Source organism: Joostella sp. CR20 (genome assembly GCF_038433465.1).
Taxonomy (GTDB): Bacteria; Bacteroidota; Bacteroidia; order Flavobacteriales; family Flavobacteriaceae; genus Galbibacter.
Window position 1 is genome coordinate 1 of sequence record NZ_JAESVF010000015.1, and the last position, 21,585, is coordinate 21,585.

The window sequence follows — 21,585 nt, forward strand, 5'->3', positions numbered from 1 at the left end:
TTTATTCTAATTTATTTACACTGCAACAGCGCTTAAAACTTGTTTCATTTTTTCGGCTCTGTTAGTAACCTCTTCTTCGGTCCAACTCAATTTTATAAGTACAGAAACTGTACGTCCTAACCAATTATCAGACTGCGAAAAATCTTGTGTATTGTAGTCTGGAAGTCCGTTTACAACTTCTTCTGGAAGCTTTCCTAAACTCTTTAAGTCTTTTAAATGCTCCCATTTTTTTACATAATGCCAGTTATTATCAAACCAATAAAAACATCCGTCTACTTCATTGGCAACCAACTCCTGTTGCGTAATTCTCGCTGTTTCTTCATCGGGCATAAAGAAAGTTAAGAAAGAATAATTTTCTTCTCCCCCTTCAGGAACTGTACGCATAGTCACACCAGGAATATCTTCAATAGCTTCTCTTAATGCTGTATAATTTTTCTTCTGAATAGATAAAAAATCGTCTAATCGAGCAATTTGCGCCAAGCCCACTGCAGCATTCAATTCAGAAATTCTAAAATTATATCCTAAAAATGGATGCGACTCTGCTCCTCTATCTTTCCCTACATGATCGTGCCCATGATCTGAATAATGATCGGCGTGTTTTGCATACGCATCGTTATTGGTAATAATAGCACCGCCTTCACCACAGGTAATGGTTTTTACATAATCAAAAGAAAAACAACCTAAATCGCCGTAACTTCCAAGTGGCTTCCCTTCGTAACTTCCGCCAATAGCCTGACAAGCATCTTCTAAAAGTAAAAGGTTGTGTTTACTACAAATATCTTTTAAAGCCTTTAAATTGGCCATAGAACCACACATATGCACAGGCATTACAACCTTTGTTTTTGGCGTAATCGCTTCTATTACCTTTTGAGGATCGAGCGTTAATGTATCATCAATATCGACCAAAACAGGAACAGCGCCTAAAGCGATAATCGACTCAAAACTCGCAACAAAAGTAAATGTTGGCATAATAACTTCATCGCCAGCACCAATTCCTGCACTTGCCAATGCAATTGTTAAAGCTGAAGTTCCACTACTTACTAGCTGCGTATGTTTCACCTGCATTCTACTAGAAATGGCAGTTTCAAGTTCTTTTGCTTTCCAATGGCCATTACGCATTCCGTCAAAACCATAACGCATTAAAACCCCTGTTTCAAGCACATCGTTTACTTGTTTTCTTTCTTGATCTCCAAATAATTCAAATCCTGGCATACTTATATTTTTATCATTGCTTAGCCACAAATTTAGCGAAAAGCAACATGATTATTAAAACTTAATTGAAAATGCGATTTATCAATATTCAATAACGCTGTCTGTAAGTTCTTTTCGAACCTTTTTTAAAGTCGAAAACATATCGGTTTGATCACGATAGCCAACAGGCAATACTAAAACCGATTGCAAATTTTGTGCTGATAAATTCAAAATAGTGTCGTAATCACCTGCTACAAAACCTTCCATCGGGCATGCATCGATTTGTTCGATAGCACAAACTGTGAGCAAATTTCCCAAAGCCAAATACGCTTGGTTTTTCGCCCACACTTTTATTTCTTCTGAAGTTTTTTTGTTGAAGTCTTCAATTAAAAAATCTTGAAAAGGTTGTAGAATATCAGCAGGTGTATCACGTATTTGCTTTACTCTCGAAAAATAGTTTTTTATATACGTATCATCAATATGTTTTTCAATACACAAAACAAGTAAATGTGAAGCATCTGCAACTTGGGATTGATTCCAAGAAGCCTCTTTAAGCTTATTTTGAACTGCTTTATCGGCTACAACAACCATTTTAACAGGTTGCAAGCCGTATGAAGTTGCGGTAAGGTTAAAAGCTTGTTTTAAAATCTCTAATTTATCGTTGGTAAGCTTTTGTGAGGCATCAAATTTTTTTACTGCGTAACGCCATTTTAGGGCATTTATAGTATTCATCTGTACGGGTGTTTATCGTTTACAAAACTATAGCTAAATTTACAATATAGTTTGGTTACAAAAATAGGTGTTATTCTTTTTGAAAGCGCTTTTTATGGGTATTAATCTGAAGTGATCAAAAAATATTTAAAAATTATCTTTCTGATAATCAGAAGTAAAAACAAAAGTTGCGAAAAAAAGTAAATTTTAGTCTTTTTTATTCGAAAAAGGTTTTTATATTTGCACCCGCAAAGGAGAAATGGCAGAGTGGTCGAATGCGGCAGTCTTGAAAACTGTTGAGGGTCACACCTCCGGGGGTTCGAATCCCTCTTTCTCCGCAAAAGAGTCCTATACATCATGTGTATGGGACTTTTACTTTTTTGGTGGTATCAACACAACCTTCTTTCAATTTTCATCTAAATAAAGATGGGTAAGAAAAAACCCATTAAGTGTGCGTTTATCCTTACTTTATTTATTAACTTCGTAGAAGTAACTTTTTAAAAATCAACAAAAAGCCTACAAGATGAAAACAAAAAATCTCAACACAATTCTAACCTCAACATTTATTATATTGTTGATAAGTTGTCAAACAAAAAAGAAAGAAACTCCAAGTGACTCTTCAATCACTAGTACCACGGAAAAAACAGGAATTATAGTCACCACCGATAATTTTGTTGAAGCAGAAACAGATCATTATTTCACAGACTTAATGAAAGAAGTTCCTGTGAACACTTTTAATCATCATCGCGAATACTCTAATATTGAAACACAGGTAGTAATTCGAGAAAACCAAGATTGTTTATACAGTCATGCTGTAGTAGATTGCTCTGAAGGAGCCCTACTTAAAAACCCAGAATGGGATAAATATTCGGTTATTCAAGTTTTTGATGAAAACCAATACACCTTTGCCGTGTTATATCCTGGAGATAGTTTATATGTTACTCCAGACATGCTTACCAAAGGAAATTATGTATGGTTAAATACGCGTACCGAAGTACGACCAGAAAATGAAGAAGGATATGCCGATGCGCACAAACACCAAGATGCTTACGTAATTAAAGCAAACTCCAACAAAACATACAAAACTAAGGGCTTTGATAAAGCTTCTTTAGACAAAGTAAGAGATTCGTTATTATACGAATCGCCAAAAGTGAGGTCGTGGAAAGCTTTCGGAACTCCAGACGTTGTAGACCCAGAGCATTTTATTATTGCTGCAGCTGGAGGTTGGGCTGGTTTACCAAAAGAACATGCTGTGTACTGGCCTAAAATTGCTCCTGAGGGAGAGGCTAAAAAAAGTAGTGTGTGTTCTAAGCTTACACTTCCTAAACCTGCTTTGCAATACGATAAGGGCGGATTTATGTCGGTTACTGTATACGATGCAAGAGGATGGATTGCTACTGAAAATTATGCACTAAGAGATCGTAATGCTGAAAAAAATAAAGATGAATCAATAACATTCTATTTTAATTGTCCAGATCAGAAAAACAATTTAGACACAGTAGACAATTGGTCGATGGTTATTAGACTCTATATGCCTGAAACACCAGAATCTGCAATAGCATTTTTGGAAGACTTAGATAAAAACAATGTGAAAATTGAAGTCGTTGAATAATTGTTATTTAATATAACAGAACCTGTAAAAATTTTAAAATGAAAAAATTAGTATTAATAACCACGTTTTTTTCAGTCACAATGAGTTTAACCGCTCAAAAAAGTGGTCAGATTCCTCAACCCACAAACGCCAGTGAAGTACAAGTTCCAATTCCTGGAGCACCATTATCCGAAGCATATGTAAAAGCAGTTGGAAAAATGGCATACATATGGGGATGGCCATTGGTAAATATGCATAATCGTGAAGCACAAATTGGAGGCACTGCCCCTTTTAGAGGGTATTTAGGAGGCGTATTACCTATCGCGCCAAGTAACCAAAATACAATGTTGCACTACTATCTCGCTCCAGAACAAAGATTTGTAACTAGTCCAAACCAAGATGTAGTTTATGGCTTAGGATTTTTAAACTTTAAAAAAGACCCTGCTGTTATCATACAAATTCCAGATTTTGGAGATCGTTTTTGGGTATATCAAATTGTAGATCATCGTACAAACTCATTTGCAACCGTAGGAAGTATGTATAATACAAAACCAGGTTTTTATATGCTAGTAGGCCCAGATTGGTCTGGAGAAAAACCTGCTGGAGTTGAAGCTGTTTTTAAATCTTCTACAAATATTGGTGCAATATTCCCTAGAGTTTTTATGGATGATACTGAACAAGACGAGAAAGATATTCAGAAGTTAATTAATCAAATTGTTCAATATCCGTTAAGTGAATATACTGGAGATATGAAAACTATTGATTGGTCTCAGACAAAATCTATTCCAGATCCAAATGCGGGTAGTAAAGAAGAAACTGCTTGGGTTGTTCCTGAAAAATTCTTTGAACAACTTCCTGTAATTATGGAAGAAGTTCCTGCGCTTCCTGGAGAAGAAGCAATGTACGCATGGATACATCAAATATTGGATGCTGCAAAAGAAAACCCTAAACTGCAAGAAGCGCTTACCGAAGTAGCTTTGGAAACAGAGACGGAAGTTATAAAACCAATGTTCGAATTTAGAAATAACGGTGTCGAAGCAGGAAACGGTTGGAGAACTCAAAAAAATGCTGCTGAATTTGGATTCGGGTATTTTCAGCGTACTGCAACAGCAAAAGGTAATATGTTTTCTAATATTCCATTCGAAACTATGTATTTCGGAAATGATTTTGATGCAAATGGCGATAGAATTACTGGAGGAAATAAATATGAGCTAACCTTCAAAAAGGGAGAGATACCTCCTGTAAAAGGATTTTGGTCTTTAACGCTCTATAATGAGCAACATTTCTTTCATCCAAATGATATAGAGCGATATTCTTTAGGAACAAAAAATAAAAATTTAATTTATAATGAAGACGGGAGTCTTACAATTTATGTTCAACCAACTGCTCCATCTGGTAATTTAGTTAATAATTGGTTGCCATCACCAAGTAAAGGTGTTTATTCATTATACATTAGAGCTTATGGTCCAAAAGATCAAATAATAAATGGGACTTGGACTCCTCCTCAAATTAAGAAAGTAAAGTAATTAAATTTACATAATATACTAAAGTCCTGTACACCATGTGTATGGGACTTTTTTTATAACTGAGAATTAATTAGGAAAAGAAAAATCCAAATATACGAAACGTGTAATCGAAGATGCTTTAATGCTTTGCTAATATGAGTTTCAACAGTACGAATTGAAATATTTAATTCTTTTGCAATTTCGACATTCGAATAATTTTCCATTCGACTTAAATAAAAAACATTGCGACATTTTTCAGGAAGATCATTAATAGTTTCATTCAACTGAGATTCTAAATCTTTGTACTCAAGTATATTTTTTACATTATTTTCAGAAGGAATCAAATTTAAATGTTCTTCATTTATGTAAACATACTTTTGATCTCTTAACGCATTTACAATTTTATACTTCAACGCTTTAAACAAATACGATTCGATATTATTTATTTTTACAGAAGCTGCCTTTTCCCACAAACTGATAAATATTTCTTGAATAATATCTTCACACAACTGTTGATCGTTCAAAACCTTTAACGCATAGACGTACATTTTTTTCCAATATTGGTCGTACAACTTTTTTAAAGCATTTTCATCTTGCTTTTGAAGTGATTTAAAAAGGAAATAATCTTTGTCAGTTGGGGTCATTGAAATTAAGTTGATAATGTAAAGTTAAAACGCTCTTGAAAAAGTTGACTAAATATTTGTTTATGCTTTTGTTATGAAAATGTTTAAAAAATGAAAGATGCCTAACAACCATGGTTAAGCATCTTATCAAATCAAACAACAAATTATTTTATAACAGCATCTACAATAATTGGGAAATGGTCTGAAATAAACTTAGCACCACGTTGCCCATCGATTATATGGTGCTTTTGAATAGTTATATCGCCTTGGTAAAAAATATAATCAATACGTTCTCTATTTTCATCTGGCTCTAAATTAAAGCCGTTAAAAGTATAATTAGGACCGTATAATTTGTTAGCATCCTTATAAGTGTCTTTTAAAATGAAATTAATTTTGTTTTCTTCTGAAAGAATTTTATATGCTTCTACGGAAGGTGGAAAATTAAAATCTCCTGTGACAAAGAAAGGATTCGCCCCTGCAATAGCTTTGGTTTTTTCAATTAAGAGTTGAGCACTATTTAAACGCGCCTGTGCACCTTTATGATCAAAATGTGTATTGAAAAAGAAAAATTCCTTACCAGACTCTTTTTCTTTTAATTTCACCCAAGTAACTATTCTAGGCAATGCAGCATCCCAACCTTTAGAGTTTTCTACCGATGGCGTTTCTGAAAGCCAGAAAGTATCACTGGCTAACAAATCATATTTGTCTTTCTTAAAAAAAATAGGACAAAACTCCCCTTCGGTTCCTCCGTTTCTACCAATACCTACATAATTATAGCTAGGTAAACGCTTTATCATGTCTTGAAGTTGGGTATAAATAACTTCTTGCCCGCCTAAAACATCAACTTCTTCAAAATTAATATGTTCGCAAAGCCAATCTTTTCGATTATCCCAAATATTAATACCATCATTTGGACTAGCATAGCGAATATTAGTTGTCATTACTTTAACTGATACTTCTTGTGCACGAACTTGAAAAGAGTGTAAACTTAAACAAGTAAATAAAGCCGTTATAATTAAGTTTTTCATGTGTATATATTTAATTATTCCCATCCTGGGTTTTGTGTTAAATTAGGGTTTAATTGAAGTTCAACTCTTGGAATCGGATACAAGTAATCTCTTTCTTCATTAAAAGTTCTACTGTTAAAGTCTGGTTGAGGATCTACTAAATTATTTTCATCTAAAAATAAATCGGAACCTAATTTAATATACTGTACTCCCTCCCCACTAATATTGGGAGTCTCTCCTTCATATAAAACTACATCTATATTTCCATCATTATCAAAGTCATATTCACCTGCTCCAGGAAAGTACAATCCTCTTAATGGTTGTGTAATAGTTTGACCAGACTTCCAACGTACAATATCATCCCAACGGAAATCTTCCATATATAACTCAATTCGTCTTTCTCTTCTTATTTCTAATATCACACCCTTATTGGCTCCTGTAACTGTTGGATATTGGTCTTCCATAAAAGTATCTGGATTGCTATTTACAGTTGCCATATTTAAATTTGGCATCCCTACTCTATCTCTTAATAATTTAATAGAAATATCAATATCAGCCTGTGTAAGCGTACCTAGTTCAGCTTTTGCTTCTGCATAGTTTAATAGAACTTCTCCAAAGCGTAATATTGGTAAATCGGTAATAGACTCGTCATTGGTATCATATACAGGCTCTGTAACATATTTTGTTAACTGATATCCTGTCATGGTAGCACCTAAATTTGGGGCTAACTCAATAGTTTCACCCTTTCGAGTATAGCCTGGTGTACGAATTGTTTGTGACAGTCTAGGGTCTCTATTTGTTACCTCTTCTGTAAAGAAAAATTGATTGTAATTTGCTTGGTCGGTAAAACGAGAACCATCAGCCATTAAATAACTATTTACTAAAGCCTTTGGCATCCCAGGACGCCCGTATGAAGATGTAGTAGTATAGTAATTTACGTTATGATCTACAGCAACAGCTTGATCGAATTGTCTGCTCAAAATCATCTCACTTGTTTGAGCATCATGCGAATTGAATAAATTCATGTAATCATTCATCGTATCACCTGTACTATAAACCCCATATGGAGAATCATTCATTAAAACCGATGCAGCATTTACCGAAGCTTGTAAATATCTCTCGTATCCGCTAATATTTCTATATTTTTCAAAAGTTCCTTCATATAGCCCTACTCTCGACTTTAAAGCCAACGCACTGTATTTAGTAATTCGATACGCTTGTACTTCGTCATTTACATTTTCAATCGCATAATCTAAATCTTCCAAAATTTTATCAACCACAAATTGACGACTATCTCTTGGCTTCTGTAAACTCTCAGTATCTGAAGGGTCAATTGTTTTATCATACCAAGGAACCTCTCCAAATCTTTTTAATTTTTCAAAATAAAAATAGGCTCTAAAAAAGCGCGCAATACCACTGTAATGTCTTTTCGCCCCTTCATCGTCACACTTTTCATAATTTTCTAGGAAATAATTAATATCTCTTAGATAATCCCAACTCCATCCACCTCCACTGGTAGGAATAAGTCGAGTACCTCGCATCTCATCACTTAATGTCGTAGTTATAATATTATCTACCATTGCATCACCATTATAAATAGATGCTTCTGGAAACATTCTATAAAAGCCATTGGTGTACAACTCAAGATCACTAGCCTTTAAAAAGAAACTTTCTGAAGTGACGTCGGAGATTGGTTCTTTATTTAAATATTCATCGCTACAGCTTACAAATAATAAACTTGCAATAAATGATACTATGTAAAATGTATGTTTCATGTCTTTATTTTTTTAATTAAAATTGAAGTGAAACTCCTAATGAATAAATTTCTGAGAATGGTACTGTTTGTGCTGTACTTCTGTTAGTAGAAGTTGAAGGAGCATTTAAATTAACTGAATTACTCGCAGCTTCAGGGTCTATATAATCTGTAAGTTTTGAGAAGGTTAGCAAATTCTCTCCACTGAAATAAATTCTGAATTTAGTAAACGGAAGTTTATCAATAGCTTTCTGCGGAATTGTATAACCAAAAGTTAAGTTTTTAAGCCTTAAATAAGAAACATCTTGAATGTACCTATTGTTTACTGCACCTAACGCGTCATTGTCTGAAAGCGCTATATAACCAAACATTCTAGGGAAGTATGCATCTGGATTTTCTGGACTCCAAATATTGTTTGCTAAATCTTTTCGGATAAACGAATCATATGGACGATTATACATTGCCCAAAAAGTTCTTGAATCGGTATTTGGGTACCAATCTTGTTGCCCTACACCTTGAAAGAAAGCCGACAAATCGAAACCTTTCCAAGAAGTACTCAATTTAAAACTATACAAATATCGAGGCGCAGAATTTCCAATAATACGTCGGTCTCCAGGGTTATCTACAGTATTTTCTCCCTCGTTAATAACTCCATCTCCATTTAAATCAACATACTTAACATCTCCAGGTTGTAAACCACCTGCTGCCATAATTCTGTTTGAAACTCTAGTTTGGTCGGCATGTCCAGCTATTTCTTCTTCAGATTGAAATAAACCATCTATATGGTATCCCCAAAGTTCTCCTATGGTCATTCCTTCGTAAAAATCTAACAAACTATTTGATGGATTATCAAATCGGGTAATAACTGTTTCTGAATCCGAAAGTGTTCCTGTTATAGAAAAATTAAACGGAGAATTGGCTAGTTGAAAAGTTTTATTATACCCTAGTGAAAGTTCAAAACCTCGTGTTCGCAAATCGGCAGCATTTTCTTGAGGTGAAGAAGTACCTAAAACACTCGGCAAAGTAGCACCTGCTGTAAGCATCCCTTCAGTATCTCTTTGAAACCAATCAAAGCTAGCCGTTAAACTGTTATTGAAAAACCCAACGTCTACCCCAAGGTTTAACGTTTTTACTTCTTCCCAAGTAATCTCATTAGGATTTAATCCTGGAGATTCAATATACCCTAAAGTAGATCCATCAATAGCGTAACCTGTATTAATTCCTTTATTAAGTGTCGGAATGTAAGCATAATCTGCAATATTTTGATTTCCTAGCGAACCATATGAAGTACGTAACTTCAACAAACTAAATGTGTCATTAATTCCATCAAAAAATCCTTCTTTACTTACAATCCATCCTGCTGAAACTGAAGGGAAGAATCCCCATCTATGTGCTTCTGGAAAACGAGAGGAACCATCGTAACGGCCATTGAATTCAATTAAATATTTCTTCTTGAAATCGTATGAAAATCTATAAAACAATCCTTGTAATGCCCATTCGGAAGCACTTCCTGTAGTTTCTGCATTTGAAGTAGCTAGACCTAAAGAATTTAAATCGTCTGAAATACTATTTTGCTTGCTTGCTTCAATGCGTTTAATTTCATAGTTTTCTTGATTAAAACCAACCATTCCACTCAAAGAGTGATCTCCTAATTGCTTTTTATATTCACCAAAAATATTAAAAGCATTATAACTCGAACGATTGTTGTATTCGGTTAATTTATCACTACCAAAAGTATTTATATCTCCAACAAAAATAGAATATGGTATTCTTGTTGAGCGTTGGTATCTATTAAAGGTAACCTTTCTAATAGCATAACTTGCAGTAATATCAAAACCTGAGAATGGATTTAATTTTGCCGTAGCAATGTTTGAAAATTCTGTATCATCTGTTACCTGCTTAGATTTACCGTGTAATAATGAAGCAAAAACTCCATCCCCTACAGTGTAATTATTTAACTCGGTTCTCCAAAGTGCAGAACCGTCTGGGTTTGTAGGCATGTATGATGGTAATGCATGTACCCAAATTAAACTTCCCCAAATATCTCTCCATCCGTATTGACTACCTCCATGCTCTACATCATTTGCACTTGTATATTGCATGTTGTTTGAAAACGTTAACCAATCATTGACCTCTACATCTATCTTACCACGTAAATTATACTGTTTATATTGATCGTCTTGAACTTTTAATATTCCAGTAGCTTGGTAATTTCTATATGAAAAGTAACTTTTTACTTTATCAGAACCTCCAGAAATAGATACGTTTGTAATATTTGACGGATAGGAGTCTCTGAAAAATGTATCCCACCAATCGGTTGCTCCATAATGCACATATTGTAATTTTCCGTTTCTATAATCAGTAATCACTCTAGCTTTTGATGGATCTTTAGAAACTTCTAAAAGTGCAGCGTAATCTTCTTCAGTATAACCTGTATAATTTCTACCAACTGCAGTTCTAAATGCCTCGTCAACCAATGTTACTGCTTGATATGGATCGGTAACAAAGTCAGTGTTAATTGTTGGAGAGCTAATGACAGTGGTATTACTAACATCAACTGTAATATTTCCTTTTTTAGCCTTTTTAGTAGTTACCAAGACCACTCCAAATGCACCTCTTGCACCATAAATAGCCGATGAACCTGCATCTTTTAACACACTAATAGACTCTATATCATTTGGATTTAAACTATTTATATCTCCTTCAACTCCATCGACTATGATAAGTGGTGAACCTCCATTTATTGAGGTAAATCCACGAATATTTAATCGTGGTTCACTTCCTGGTTTACCACTAGATTGTGTAACATTTAGTCCTGGACTTACTCCTTGTAGTGCGTTTGCAGCATTTGACACTGGACGCTCTTCAATAGATTTTGGATCTACTTTGTTGACAGCGTCTATTAATGTTTCTTTACTTGTTTCTCCATATCCAATTACAACTACTTCATCAAGCATTTCTTGATCGGCTCCCATTGTAACCACAATATTGTTGGTAGTCGACTTAACCTCAACATTTGTAGTTTTCATCCCTACATAGGTAAACACTAATATGCTTCCTAAAGGAGCATTAATAGTAAAATTCCCATCAAAATCTGTAGTTACACCATTTGATGTTTCTTTTTGCATTACACTTACACCCATCAACGGCACTCCTGTATCGTCGGTAACAGTACCTTTAATCTGCTTTTCCTGCAATGTAGGTTTCAAGCTAATTGCTACGGTATTATTTATTTTTTTATAAGAAATATTAAACTTATCAGCGACAGCGTTTAATACAACTTGTAAGCTTTCATTTGTATAATTAATAGAGCGCTTAAGAGATAATTCTTTTATTTCACTCCCATACACAAAAGATATAGAGGTTTGTTTTTCAATAGAGTGCAATACATTCTCCAAAGTTTCATTGGCTGTATCTATAGTTATTTTGTCTTCTTCTAATAAACTTGCGTAACTATTAAATATTGCTAAAAAGCTTAGCAGACACAAGTAAAGGTTTGGTTTTAAAAGAAACATTGTTTTCCTTTTTTGTACTTTTGATTTCATTTTTTAGATTTTCTATTAAGTTAGTTGATGACTTTTTAGATGCTATTGCCTTTTCTGTTCCAGCAGGAAAGGCTTTTTTAATTATTTCATTTATTCATTCACATATCTTTTTTATTTATTATTAACTCATTTTTGCTTTGATACTCTACAGTAAACTGTAAAGAAAACTGTAAGCTTTCTAAAACCTCATTTAGACTTGGGTTTATGAACTTCCCATTAATATGATGTTTATTAAGTTCTTCATTATTCACCATAATATTTACATCAAACCACTTTTCAAGTTTTATAATCGCACTTTCTAATGGGATATCATTAAAAAGTATTACGTTATCTTTCCAAACTATATCATCTGAAGATTCAAAAAACTCTTTTTTGTAAGTACCTCTATTTACATTAAAAACTATCTGTTCATCTTTTACTAGATAAACACTATCCTTAAAGCTTCCTGTAACCTCTACTTTTCCTGTAGTAACACTAACTTTAAAATCTTTATTTTCTGGATATGAATTAATATTGAATGAAGTACCCAAAACACGGGTTTGTAAATGAGTAGTTTTAACTATGAAAGGCTTTTCTTTATTATGAGCAACTTCAAAAAAGGCTTCTCCCGATAAATTTACCTTTCTATCTCTTTTATTATATGCTGAAGTATATGTTAAAGTACTTCCAGAGTTTAGAAAAACCTTTGAACCATCAGATAGCTCTATTATTTTTCTTTCTCCTAAAGCTGCTATTTCTTTATACTCAATGTCATTAGTGAATAATTGAAATAAAACTCCAATACCAATAACGGAAACCAAAACAGCCGCAATTGCTGAAAACATTCGCTTCTGTTTTTGATGTCGTTTAAATTTCTTTTTTTGCTGAATCGATGCTTTAATTTTAAAATAAATCCGATTCTTCACTTCAGACTCATTCTCTAAGGCGTTTATTGATTTTTCTTGAAACCTGTCTAAATAGTTATCCACCAAAGATTGTTCTTCAGAAGTACACTCTCCTCTATGGTATTTATCTAAAAGCTTATGTAAATTTTGTTCTTTCAAAAAAGTAACTTTAATATGTTCTCATATATAAGTCACATAAATTGATGTATACACGTAGTTCAAATTTGATAAAAATAGCTTCTTAACAATTTGTTTAACTTTAAAGAGCTGAGATAACTATTTATAAATACAGAGGTAATATATCGATGTAATTATTAAATCCTCCCCTCACCACTCTCCCTCTTCCTCAACTTTTTATGAGTAAAAACGTTAAAAAATATGATTTTAACGCCCAAAATTGCCTATTAACGATTAAAAATCATAAAACTGGTTGGTCTTTATAAATTTACTTGAATAAATCCTCCTCCACACCTTCATATATTTTTTTAGTATAAACCTACTATTCTCTAAAACCAACCTATATGAAAGTAAAATTAAGCTACTACTTGATTTTATTGTGCTGCGTGTTTGGAAGTATCTTCACCTCCAATAGTTTATACGCACAAGCTACCGTTACTTTAAATGTAACGCCTTCGGTAAGAAGCGAGCGCATTCAGAGTGACGTTCTTGTTCGTGCTACTCTTAGCGCTGCACAAAGCGAACCTGTTACTGTTTTCCTTAGTTTTTCTGGAACCGCAACAAACGATGTCGATTACACACGTAATGCCGATGTTATTGTTATCAATCCGGGGCAAACTACAGGAAGCATAAAAATCAACAATAAATTTGATGTTATTACGGAAGGAGATGAAACCGTAGTGGTAAGCATTATCAATGTTGTAAATGCTACAACTGCAGGAAACCAAACGAAAACATACACCATTAAAGATAATACGAGTTTCCCTACTGTTTCGCTACTGCTACGTGACATTTACAACCCTATTCAAGATGAAAATGCAGGGGTGGCTTATATTGTTGCTGAACTTTCCGAACTTTCAGATTTTATTGTATCCATTCCCCTAGCGTATAGCGGTACTGCAACAGGCGGTGGCGTAGATTACAATACCGATAAAAACGCCATTGTTATTCCTGCCGGAAAATTAAGAGACAGTCTGAAAATAACTGCTGTCCCTGACGGAATTTTAGAAGGCGATGAAACTGTAATCATGGATATGCTTCAACCGAAACACATTCGCCAAAATGAAGAGAATGAACCCGAATTCAGTATTTCGAAAAACGGAGATAAATATGTAATGACATTCTACATTAACGGTTATGTTGATTACGAACAAGAATTAGATAGTAATCCTGGTTTTCCGATGTTCGAAATTAAAGAAGGATTTCAGCAAGAAACACTCATCATTACGGATAGCGGAATTACAACACCCGAAGGTTACTCAGTTAGTATCGATCAAAATCCTATTGACGAAACTTCCGAAGAAAATGTAAGTTTCACTTTCGATTCCGCAGAAATAGGCACAACTTATAGTTACACTTTTACAAGTTCTGGTGGTGGAACTACTGTTACAGGATCAGGTACTATTACAGCTTCCAACCAACAAATTTCAAATATCGACCTCAGCAGTTTGCCAGTTGGCTTAATAACGCTTTCGGCTACACTCACAAACGATATTGGTTTAGAGGGCGCTCCAGCCACCGATACTTCTACTAAAGTAAAAGAACTTACCATTACTGTCAATTCTGGGCAGGCAAAGGTTTATGGAGATCCAGATCCTATTTTTACATACACCGCTAGCGGTTTTGATGGTACTGATACTGTTGTAATTCTCACAGGGCAACTATCGCGTACTCCTGGCGAAACAGTGGGCTCCTACCCTATTTTACTCGGTACGCTAAGTGCTGGCCCTTATTACACCATTAATTTTGTGGGTGCCAATTTTACTATTTCTAACAAATTGCTCACTATTACTGCTGAAGCCAGTTCGAAAACTTACGGAGACACCGATCCAGTTTTCACCTATACTGCAACTGGATTTATTGATACTGATGACGAAACCATTATTTCAGGAAGTCTAACTCGAGAAGTTGGAGAAGATGTCGGAAATTACACTATTCTACTCGGTTCACTTTCCGCACCAGGATACGACATCAGTTTTAATACTTCCAATTTCGAAATTACTCCAAAAGAGTTAATTGTTACTGCGGATGCGCATCAATCTAAAATTTATGGTGATGAAGATCCTGAACTAACTTTTACTGCAAACGGATTTACAAATGGTGATAATAATGATGTTTTAAGCGGAAGTCTTTCGCGTGAAGACGGAGAAAATGTTGGAGATTATGAAATACTAATCGAAACACTTTCCGCAGGTGAAAACTACACAATCAACTACACCAGCGATACGTTTGAAATAACCAGCAGAACCTTAACTATAACAACCGATTTAGGTCAGAATAAACAGTACGGAAGTCCAGAACCTACGCTTACTTATACGGTTTCGAATTTAGCTGAAAGCGACACAAAAAGTATTCTTGTTGGCGAACTTACCAGAGCTCCAGGCGAAACTATTGGGACTTACCCTATTTCTCAAGGTTCTCTAACTACAAATAGCAATTATACCATTTTGTTTGAAGGAGCCGATTTTTACATTACACAACGTATTTTAAACATTACTGCAAACGCGAATCAGTTTAAAACTTATGGCGAAGAAGATCCTGAGTTTACTTTTACTGCGGAAGGATTTGTAGCTTCAGAAGATGAATCAAACTTAACAGGTGTACTTACACGGGAAGCTGGTGAGAATGTTGGAATTTATGAAATACTAATCGGAACACTTTCAGCAGGTGAAAACTATGTTATCAATTACACTAGCGATACTTTCGAAATTAAAAAAGCAATAATCGACGGAATTTCTCTTTTGGATAATTCTTTAGACAATGAAGAATTCATCTACGACGGAACACCTAAATCCCTAGAAATTGATGGTGACATTCCAGAGGAAACTACCATTGTTTACACCAACAACGAACAAACAAATGTGGGTACTTACGAGGTTACAGCAACTATTTCGGGAGACAATTACGAAGAATTGGTTTTAACCGCTACCCTAACGATTTCACCTAAAGAGTTAAACATTACTGCAAACGCGAATCAGTTTAAAACTTATGGCGAAGAAGATCCTGAGTTTACTTTTACTGCGGAAGGATTTGTAGCTTCAGATGATGAATCTATCCTAACAGGTGCGCTTACGCGTGAAGTTGGGGAGAATGTCGGGAATTATGAAATTTTAATCGGAACACTTTCTGCAGGGGAAAACTATGTTATCAATTACACTAGCAATACGTTTGAAATTAAAAAAGCAACTATCGACGGAATTTCACTTTTGGATAATGATTTAGACAACGAAGAATTCATCTACGACGGAACACCTAAATCTCTAGAAATTGATGGTGACATTCCAGAGGAAACTACAATTGTTTATACCAACAACGAACAAACAAATGTTGGCACTTATGAGGTTACAGCAACTATTTCAGGCGACAATTACGAAGAGTTGGTTTTAACCGCTACCCTAACAATTTCACCTAAAGAATTGAATATTACTGTAAATCCAAATCAGTTTAAAACTTACGGCGAAGAAGATCCTGAGTTTACTTTTTCTGCGGATGGATTTGTAGCTTCAGATGATGAATCTATCTTAACAGGTGCGCTTACGCGGGAAGTTGGGGAGAATGTCGGAAATTATGAAATTTTAATCGGAACACTTTCTGCAGGTGAAAACTATGTTATTAATTATACCAGCGATACGTTTGAAATTAAAAAGGCTACAATCGACGGAATTTCTCTTTTGGATAATGCTTTAGACAATGAAGAATTCATCTACGACGGAACACCTAAATCTCTAGAAATTGAAGGGGACATTCCAGAGGAAACTACCATTGTTTACACCAACAACGAACAAACAAATGTTGGCACTTATGAGGTTACAGCAACTATTTCGGGCGACAATTACGAGGAATTAATACTTACCGCTACCCTAACTATTTCACCTAAAGAATTAAATATTACTGCAAATCCAAATCAGTTTAAAACTTATGACGAAGAAGATCCTGAGTTTACTTTTTCTGCGGAAGGATTTGTAGCTTCGGATGATGAATCAATACTAACAGGTGCGCTTACACGGGAAGCTGGTGAGAATGTCGGGAATTATGAAATTTTAATCGGAACACTTTCCGCAGGGGAAAACTATGTTATCAATTACACCAGCAATACGTTTGAAATTAAAAAGGCAGACCAAATAATCACTTGGGAACAAACGCTAAGTTTTGGTTGCGACGATAGTACAACACTAATACTTTCAGCAGTGAGTAATAGCGGACTCCCAGTAAGGTACAGCGCTACAAACACGAATATTGCTTCGGTAAACAATACAACACTTACAAAAAACGCTCCTGGAACGACCACCATTACTGTTTATCAAGACGGAAATGATAATTACAACCCAGCAACCAGTATTTCTAAAGACATCGTTATTAACACTCCTGGCTTAATAAGTCAGTATTGGGTCGATGTGTTGGTGTTTGACAATAGCAGTAAACAATATGTTTCTTACCAATGGTTTAAAAATGGAGTGGCAATTAGTGGTGCTACGAGTCAATATTACTCGGAGAACAATCCTTTGAGCGGAACTTATCATGCGGAAGCTATGGATATCAACGGAAATAAAATTATTACCTGTCCGCTTGAAATTGAAGGTGGCAATTTTTCTAGAAAAATTAAAATAATTCCGAATCCTGTAAGACAAAGCACCCAATTTACAGTTGAATGTAGTTTTGATGCTGAGCTTCTACAAGGTGCAACTATTCATATTTTCGACTTAAACGGACGTTTACTGCAAACAGTTCCTGTTACTGGAACTCGCACACAAACAATCGCGCCATCGCAAGTTGGAATGTACATTGTAATTGCAACCTTAAGCAACGGAAAACGAATTACCGCCAACCTAGCTGTTAACTAAAAAATAACCAACCAAAAAACACTTTTTATGAATATTAAATTATTGATAGGCATAGCTTTCCTCGGTACCTTTCAACTCTTTTCGCAAGAGCTTTCGATTAAAGTTAACGGAGGAATTTCTGGAATTGATTATCAAAGTCAAATAGGCGACGGCGAAAAAGAAGCTGGATTTGGATTTGGTGTAGGCTACACCCATTTTTTTAATGAACATTGGGCAATTCTTGGGGGTTTAGAAGCAAATTTAAACCGAAATACATTCGAGCTTTTCAACGGAAATGTAATTACCACTTTCGAAACCGACGATCAGGCTTCGGCTTTTGAATACCGTGTAGCACCCACAAACTATAAAGAAGATCAATATTTTTGGTCGTTTGCCATTCCTATTATGTTGCAATATCGAACTCCTATTTCTGCTACTACAGGAATTTATTTAGGAGCAGGTGTAAAATCGATGATTCCCGCCAAACAACATGTTGACGCAAGTGCAGAACAACTTTCCGCTACAGGCTATTATCCCGATTTAAATTTGGAGTTCGACGATCTTTCGGCTCACGGATTTGGAGATGTAAACAATTGGGAAGAAGATACAAAAGTTTCGTTAAGACCAAGCTTTTTAGCTAGTGTCGAAGGCGGACTTTTTTTTAAGCTGAAAAAGAAAACTACACTCTATACGGGTTTGTATTTCGACTACGGAATGTCTGATATGCAACAAAACAACGCCACTAAAAACTTGGTGAGTTATAGTGAAAGTGGCACCAATGGAATTAAAGCAAATGGAGTAATGTCCACCGAAAAAATTATTGACAAAAACAGATACTTTGCTTTAGGTTTTCAAGTAAAACTTGGCTTTGCATTAGGGAAAGAAGAAACCGTTGTTATAGTTGAAGAAGAAAAAGTAATTGAAGAGCCTGAGGAAATCCTTCCTATAGAAGTTGAAGAAGAAGAAATTGTAATTGTTGAGGAAACTCCTATTTTTTCTGATGAAGAAATAGCTTACATCCAAAAGCCAATTACTTTTGGCGTTATCAACAAAACTACCATTCCAAATGTTTTAGATGAACGCATTGATACGATTGCCGAACTTTTAAAACGAGACGATAGCATTCCGATTACAATTATCGGGCATACGTGCGATTTAGGAAGCGAAGCCGTAAACATGCGCGTTGGGATGCAAAGAGCCGAAGCAGTTGCTAGCAGACTTGAAGAAAACGGAATTTCAAGAAGTCGAATGGAAGTTATTTCAAAAGGAGAATCAGAGCCTTTAGTTCCAAATACCTCAAACGAAAATAGAATGAAAAACAGACGAGTTTCTATTATTGTTTATGTAGACGATTTATAAAAAACCACACTACTACTATTACTCATAGGAGGCTAACTAAATTGTTAGTCTCTTATTTTTTTCGTTAAACTGAACTTGGTTTTGTTTCTCATTTCACTAAATCAATCTAAAATCATTCTATAAAAATTCATTTTAAACAAGTGTACCTTTTCAACAAAATTCAAATATTCTTGTCTGTTTTTTTCGTGGGTACTTAAATAAAATGTGTCACAGTCTACCGTATCGCATTCTATACTGTTATTTAAACTGATGTCGTATCGATAAAGATTTTTTAGAACAATTGCATTTTGGTTTCGCAAATCGTTTATAGTTTTATTTACTTCTGTTTTATTTAGAAGACGTTTTTCAATTTTCAGAAATAAGTTCAATTCATTAATGATAAACTCTAAATGGTTTGTCCAATTTATCAATTCTTCTTTATCCTTTCTTTTTCTGATAAAAGATTCATCGTCGTGTTTGTAAAATAGTTCTTTCATGAAAGTTAGTTTTATAGCGGTTAATTAATTTTTTTCTGAATTGTTCATTTTATTAAATCATCTCACTCATGTCTGAAAGTTTGTTTTGAGTTACAAAAGATATTTTAAGTTGATGAATGCCTGACGGAAACTCCCATTGAAAAGTATCATTTTGTTGTCTGCCAAAAACTGATGCCCCCATAGGTGATAGAACAGAAATCTTACCGGAATTCAAATCACTTTTATGAGAGGTTACTAACTCAAATTTTTTCTCCCATCCATTATCGAGCGTAACTTCAACTATAGAATTAAAACGTACAACACTTTCTGGCATTTCATTTTCATCAACAATTACTGCATCCGACAATTCATCAATCAATTGTGCAATCGATTTTTTAAAAATCAAATCTTGATTGTAATTCGTTAAACTCAACAATTGTTTCAGTTGTACAAACTCCTTTTTTTCAATAACCAATTGTTTACTTTTCATCTTTGTTGTTTTTTACAGTAAAGCAAATTGCTAAAACACTATGAACGCTTGGTGTAATAGCAATTGCTTTTACTTCAACCTAAACTTGAATTAATTAGTTTTTAAGGAAAAATACCTCTTTGCACGTACGCTTGTTCTAGGCGTTCTATAGCTATAATAAAAGCTGCGGTTCTTTTATCTACATTTCGATTTTCAGAAACTTCTATTACCTTTTTAAATGATTCGTATAATTTTTTTTCTAGTTTTTGCATCACTTCTTCTAGCGACCAAATTTCACCATTTCGATTCTGCAACCATTCAAAATAACTTCCAATTACCCCTCCAGAATTACACAAAATATCTGGAAGAATTGCTACACCACGTTGCAGTAACATTTGCTCTGCTTCCACATCTGTAGGTCCGTTTGCTCCTTCTGCAATTACAGAAGCTTTGATAGCATTTGCATTCGATATTGTTATTTGATTACCAAGTGCAGCGGGAATACAAATATCACACGCTAGAGAGAAAAAGTCTTCCGTAGGAATTGAAACCGTATTGGCAAAACCAACAATATTTCCGTGACTTTGGTTGTATGCTAATAGACTTTCTACGTCAATTCCATCTGGATTATAAATACTTCCAAATGCATCTTGAACACCTACCATTTTAGCGCCTTCATTTTCTAAAAAGTGCGCCGCCCAATAGCCTACATTTCCAAAACCTTGAACAATAAATTTCTTGTTTTTTAATGTCGTATTAGTATGTGCTGCCCAAAATTTAATATTTAAAAAAACACTGTATCCAGTTGCTCTATCTCTCCCTTCAGAACCTCCTGCTCCAATTGGTTTTCCTGTAACAACATGCATATTTGTAGAACGCTCATTTGGCGATTTTGTAGACATATACGTGTCTAAAATCCATGCCATTGTTTGCGGATTGGTATTTACATCTGGCGCTGGAATATCCAACTCAGGACCGATATTATCACCTAGTGCATAGGTAAATCTTCGGGTAATTCGCTCTAACTCCGAAGTAGAATATTTGGTCGGGTCTAATTGAATTCCTCCCTTTGCTCCACCATAAGGTAAACCTGCCAAAGAAGTTTTCCATGTCATCCACATTGCCAAAGCCCTTGCTGCATCAATATCGACAGTTGGGTGGTAACGCAAACCTCCCTTGTATGGCCCCAAAGCGTTATTGTGCTGAACGCGATATCCTGTAAAAACTTCTACCTCTCCATTATCCATTTTTACAGGAAAATGAACTACCAATTCATTATTTGTAATGCCTAATATTTTACGAATATTCGTGTTTAATTCAATAATATCGGATGCATTATTAAACTGGCGCATTACATTATTTAACATCCCTTGTTTTTGGGGTGTTTCTTTTTCAACTTCTTGTGTAATCATTTTGTTTATTATTAGCTACTTCGAAATAAAATTAACCTGCCAATACAGCATTCATTGTATTACTGACTTCGTGCTCACTACAT

The 21,585-nt window shown here is 34.7% G+C and carries 14 protein-coding genes and 1 tRNA gene; 5 read left to right on the forward strand and 10 right to left on the reverse strand.

All coding sequences use genetic code 11. The annotated features are described in order from the left end of the window. Positions 1-15: 15 nt before the first annotated feature. On the reverse strand, positions 16-1,212 hold the full coding sequence (locus JMA43_RS13120; protein WP_342157119.1) for a DegT/DnrJ/EryC1/StrS family aminotransferase: 1,197 nt from the start codon (positions 1,210-1,212) through the stop codon (positions 16-18). A gap of 81 nt (positions 1,213-1,293) precedes the next feature. Then, a complete protein-coding gene (locus JMA43_RS13125; RefSeq protein ID WP_342157120.1) occupies positions 1,294-1,923 on the reverse strand; it encodes an NAD(P)H-dependent oxidoreductase in 630 nt (209 codons plus the stop codon). 232 nt (positions 1,924-2,155) lie between these two features. Between JMA43_RS13125 and JMA43_RS13130 the strand changes: the two genes are divergently transcribed. The 3 genes from JMA43_RS13130 to JMA43_RS13140 all read left to right on the forward strand — a co-directional run bounded on the left by JMA43_RS13130 (position 2,156) and on the right by JMA43_RS13140 (position 5,019). Further along, positions 2,156-2,240: transfer RNA gene (locus JMA43_RS13130), tRNA-Ser, on the forward strand. Between the two features lie 185 nt (positions 2,241-2,425). Next, positions 2,426-3,514 (forward strand): DUF1254 domain-containing protein, encoded by a 1,089-nt coding sequence (locus tag JMA43_RS13135; protein WP_342157121.1) that lies wholly within the window; start codon positions 2,426-2,428, stop codon positions 3,512-3,514. Between the two features lie 38 nt (positions 3,515-3,552). Continuing rightward, positions 3,553-5,019, forward strand: a complete 1,467-nt coding sequence (locus JMA43_RS13140) for a DUF1254 domain-containing protein (protein WP_342157123.1) — start codon at positions 3,553-3,555, stop codon at positions 5,017-5,019. A gap of 53 nt (positions 5,020-5,072) precedes the next feature. Here the strand turns inward: JMA43_RS13140 and JMA43_RS13145 are convergent, their stop codons facing one another. From JMA43_RS13145 to JMA43_RS13165, 5 genes are all read right to left on the reverse strand, one after another. Beyond that, positions 5,073-5,642, reverse strand: a complete 570-nt coding sequence (locus JMA43_RS13145; RefSeq protein ID WP_342157124.1) for an RNA polymerase sigma factor — start codon at positions 5,640-5,642, stop codon at positions 5,073-5,075. A gap of 143 nt (positions 5,643-5,785) precedes the next feature. After that, positions 5,786-6,649 carry an endonuclease/exonuclease/phosphatase family protein gene (locus tag JMA43_RS13150; RefSeq protein WP_342157125.1) on the reverse strand — a complete coding sequence of 288 codons (864 nt, stop codon included), beginning with the start codon at positions 6,647-6,649 and terminating at the stop codon, positions 5,786-5,788. A 14-nt stretch (positions 6,650-6,663) separates the two neighbouring features. Beyond that, entirely contained in the window at positions 6,664-8,403 is a 1,740-nt protein-coding gene (locus JMA43_RS13155; RefSeq protein ID WP_342157126.1) for a RagB/SusD family nutrient uptake outer membrane protein, read from the reverse strand. Positions 8,404-8,419: 16 nt separating this feature from the next. Further along, the gene (locus JMA43_RS13160) at positions 8,420-11,896 is read right to left on the reverse strand and encodes a SusC/RagA family TonB-linked outer membrane protein (RefSeq protein ID WP_342157128.1); all 3,477 of its coding nucleotides are present in this window, start codon (positions 11,894-11,896) and stop codon (positions 8,420-8,422) included. A 128-nt stretch (positions 11,897-12,024) separates the two neighbouring features. After that, complete coding sequence (locus JMA43_RS13165) at positions 12,025-12,969, reverse strand: FecR family protein (RefSeq protein WP_342157130.1); 945 nt, start codon at positions 12,967-12,969, stop codon at positions 12,025-12,027. A 362-nt stretch (positions 12,970-13,331) separates the two neighbouring features. On the opposite strand from JMA43_RS13165, the gene JMA43_RS13170 reads away from it, so the two are divergent. Both JMA43_RS13170 and JMA43_RS13175 read left to right on the forward strand, forming a co-directional pair. Beyond that, a complete protein-coding gene (locus tag JMA43_RS13170; protein ID WP_342157132.1) occupies positions 13,332-17,828 on the forward strand; it encodes an MBG domain-containing protein in 4,497 nt (1,498 codons plus the stop codon). A gap of 27 nt (positions 17,829-17,855) precedes the next feature. Continuing rightward, positions 17,856-19,166, forward strand: coding sequence for an OmpA family protein (locus JMA43_RS13175; RefSeq protein WP_342157134.1), 1,311 nt, complete (start codon positions 17,856-17,858; stop codon positions 19,164-19,166). Between the two features lie 101 nt (positions 19,167-19,267). On the opposite strand, the gene JMA43_RS13180 is transcribed toward JMA43_RS13175, so the two are convergent. From JMA43_RS13180 to JMA43_RS13190, 3 genes are all read right to left on the reverse strand, one after another. Beyond that, a complete protein-coding gene (locus JMA43_RS13180; RefSeq protein ID WP_342157136.1) occupies positions 19,268-19,642 on the reverse strand; it encodes a hypothetical protein in 375 nt (124 codons plus the stop codon). 52 nt (positions 19,643-19,694) lie between these two features. Beyond that, positions 19,695-20,111, reverse strand: coding sequence for a GreA/GreB family elongation factor (locus tag JMA43_RS13185; protein WP_342157138.1), 417 nt, complete (start codon positions 20,109-20,111; stop codon positions 19,695-19,697). A 101-nt stretch (positions 20,112-20,212) separates the two neighbouring features. Then, positions 20,213-21,502 (reverse strand): Glu/Leu/Phe/Val family dehydrogenase, encoded by a 1,290-nt coding sequence (locus JMA43_RS13190; protein ID WP_342157140.1) that lies wholly within the window; start codon positions 21,500-21,502, stop codon positions 20,213-20,215. Positions 21,503-21,585 lie beyond the last annotated feature (83 nt).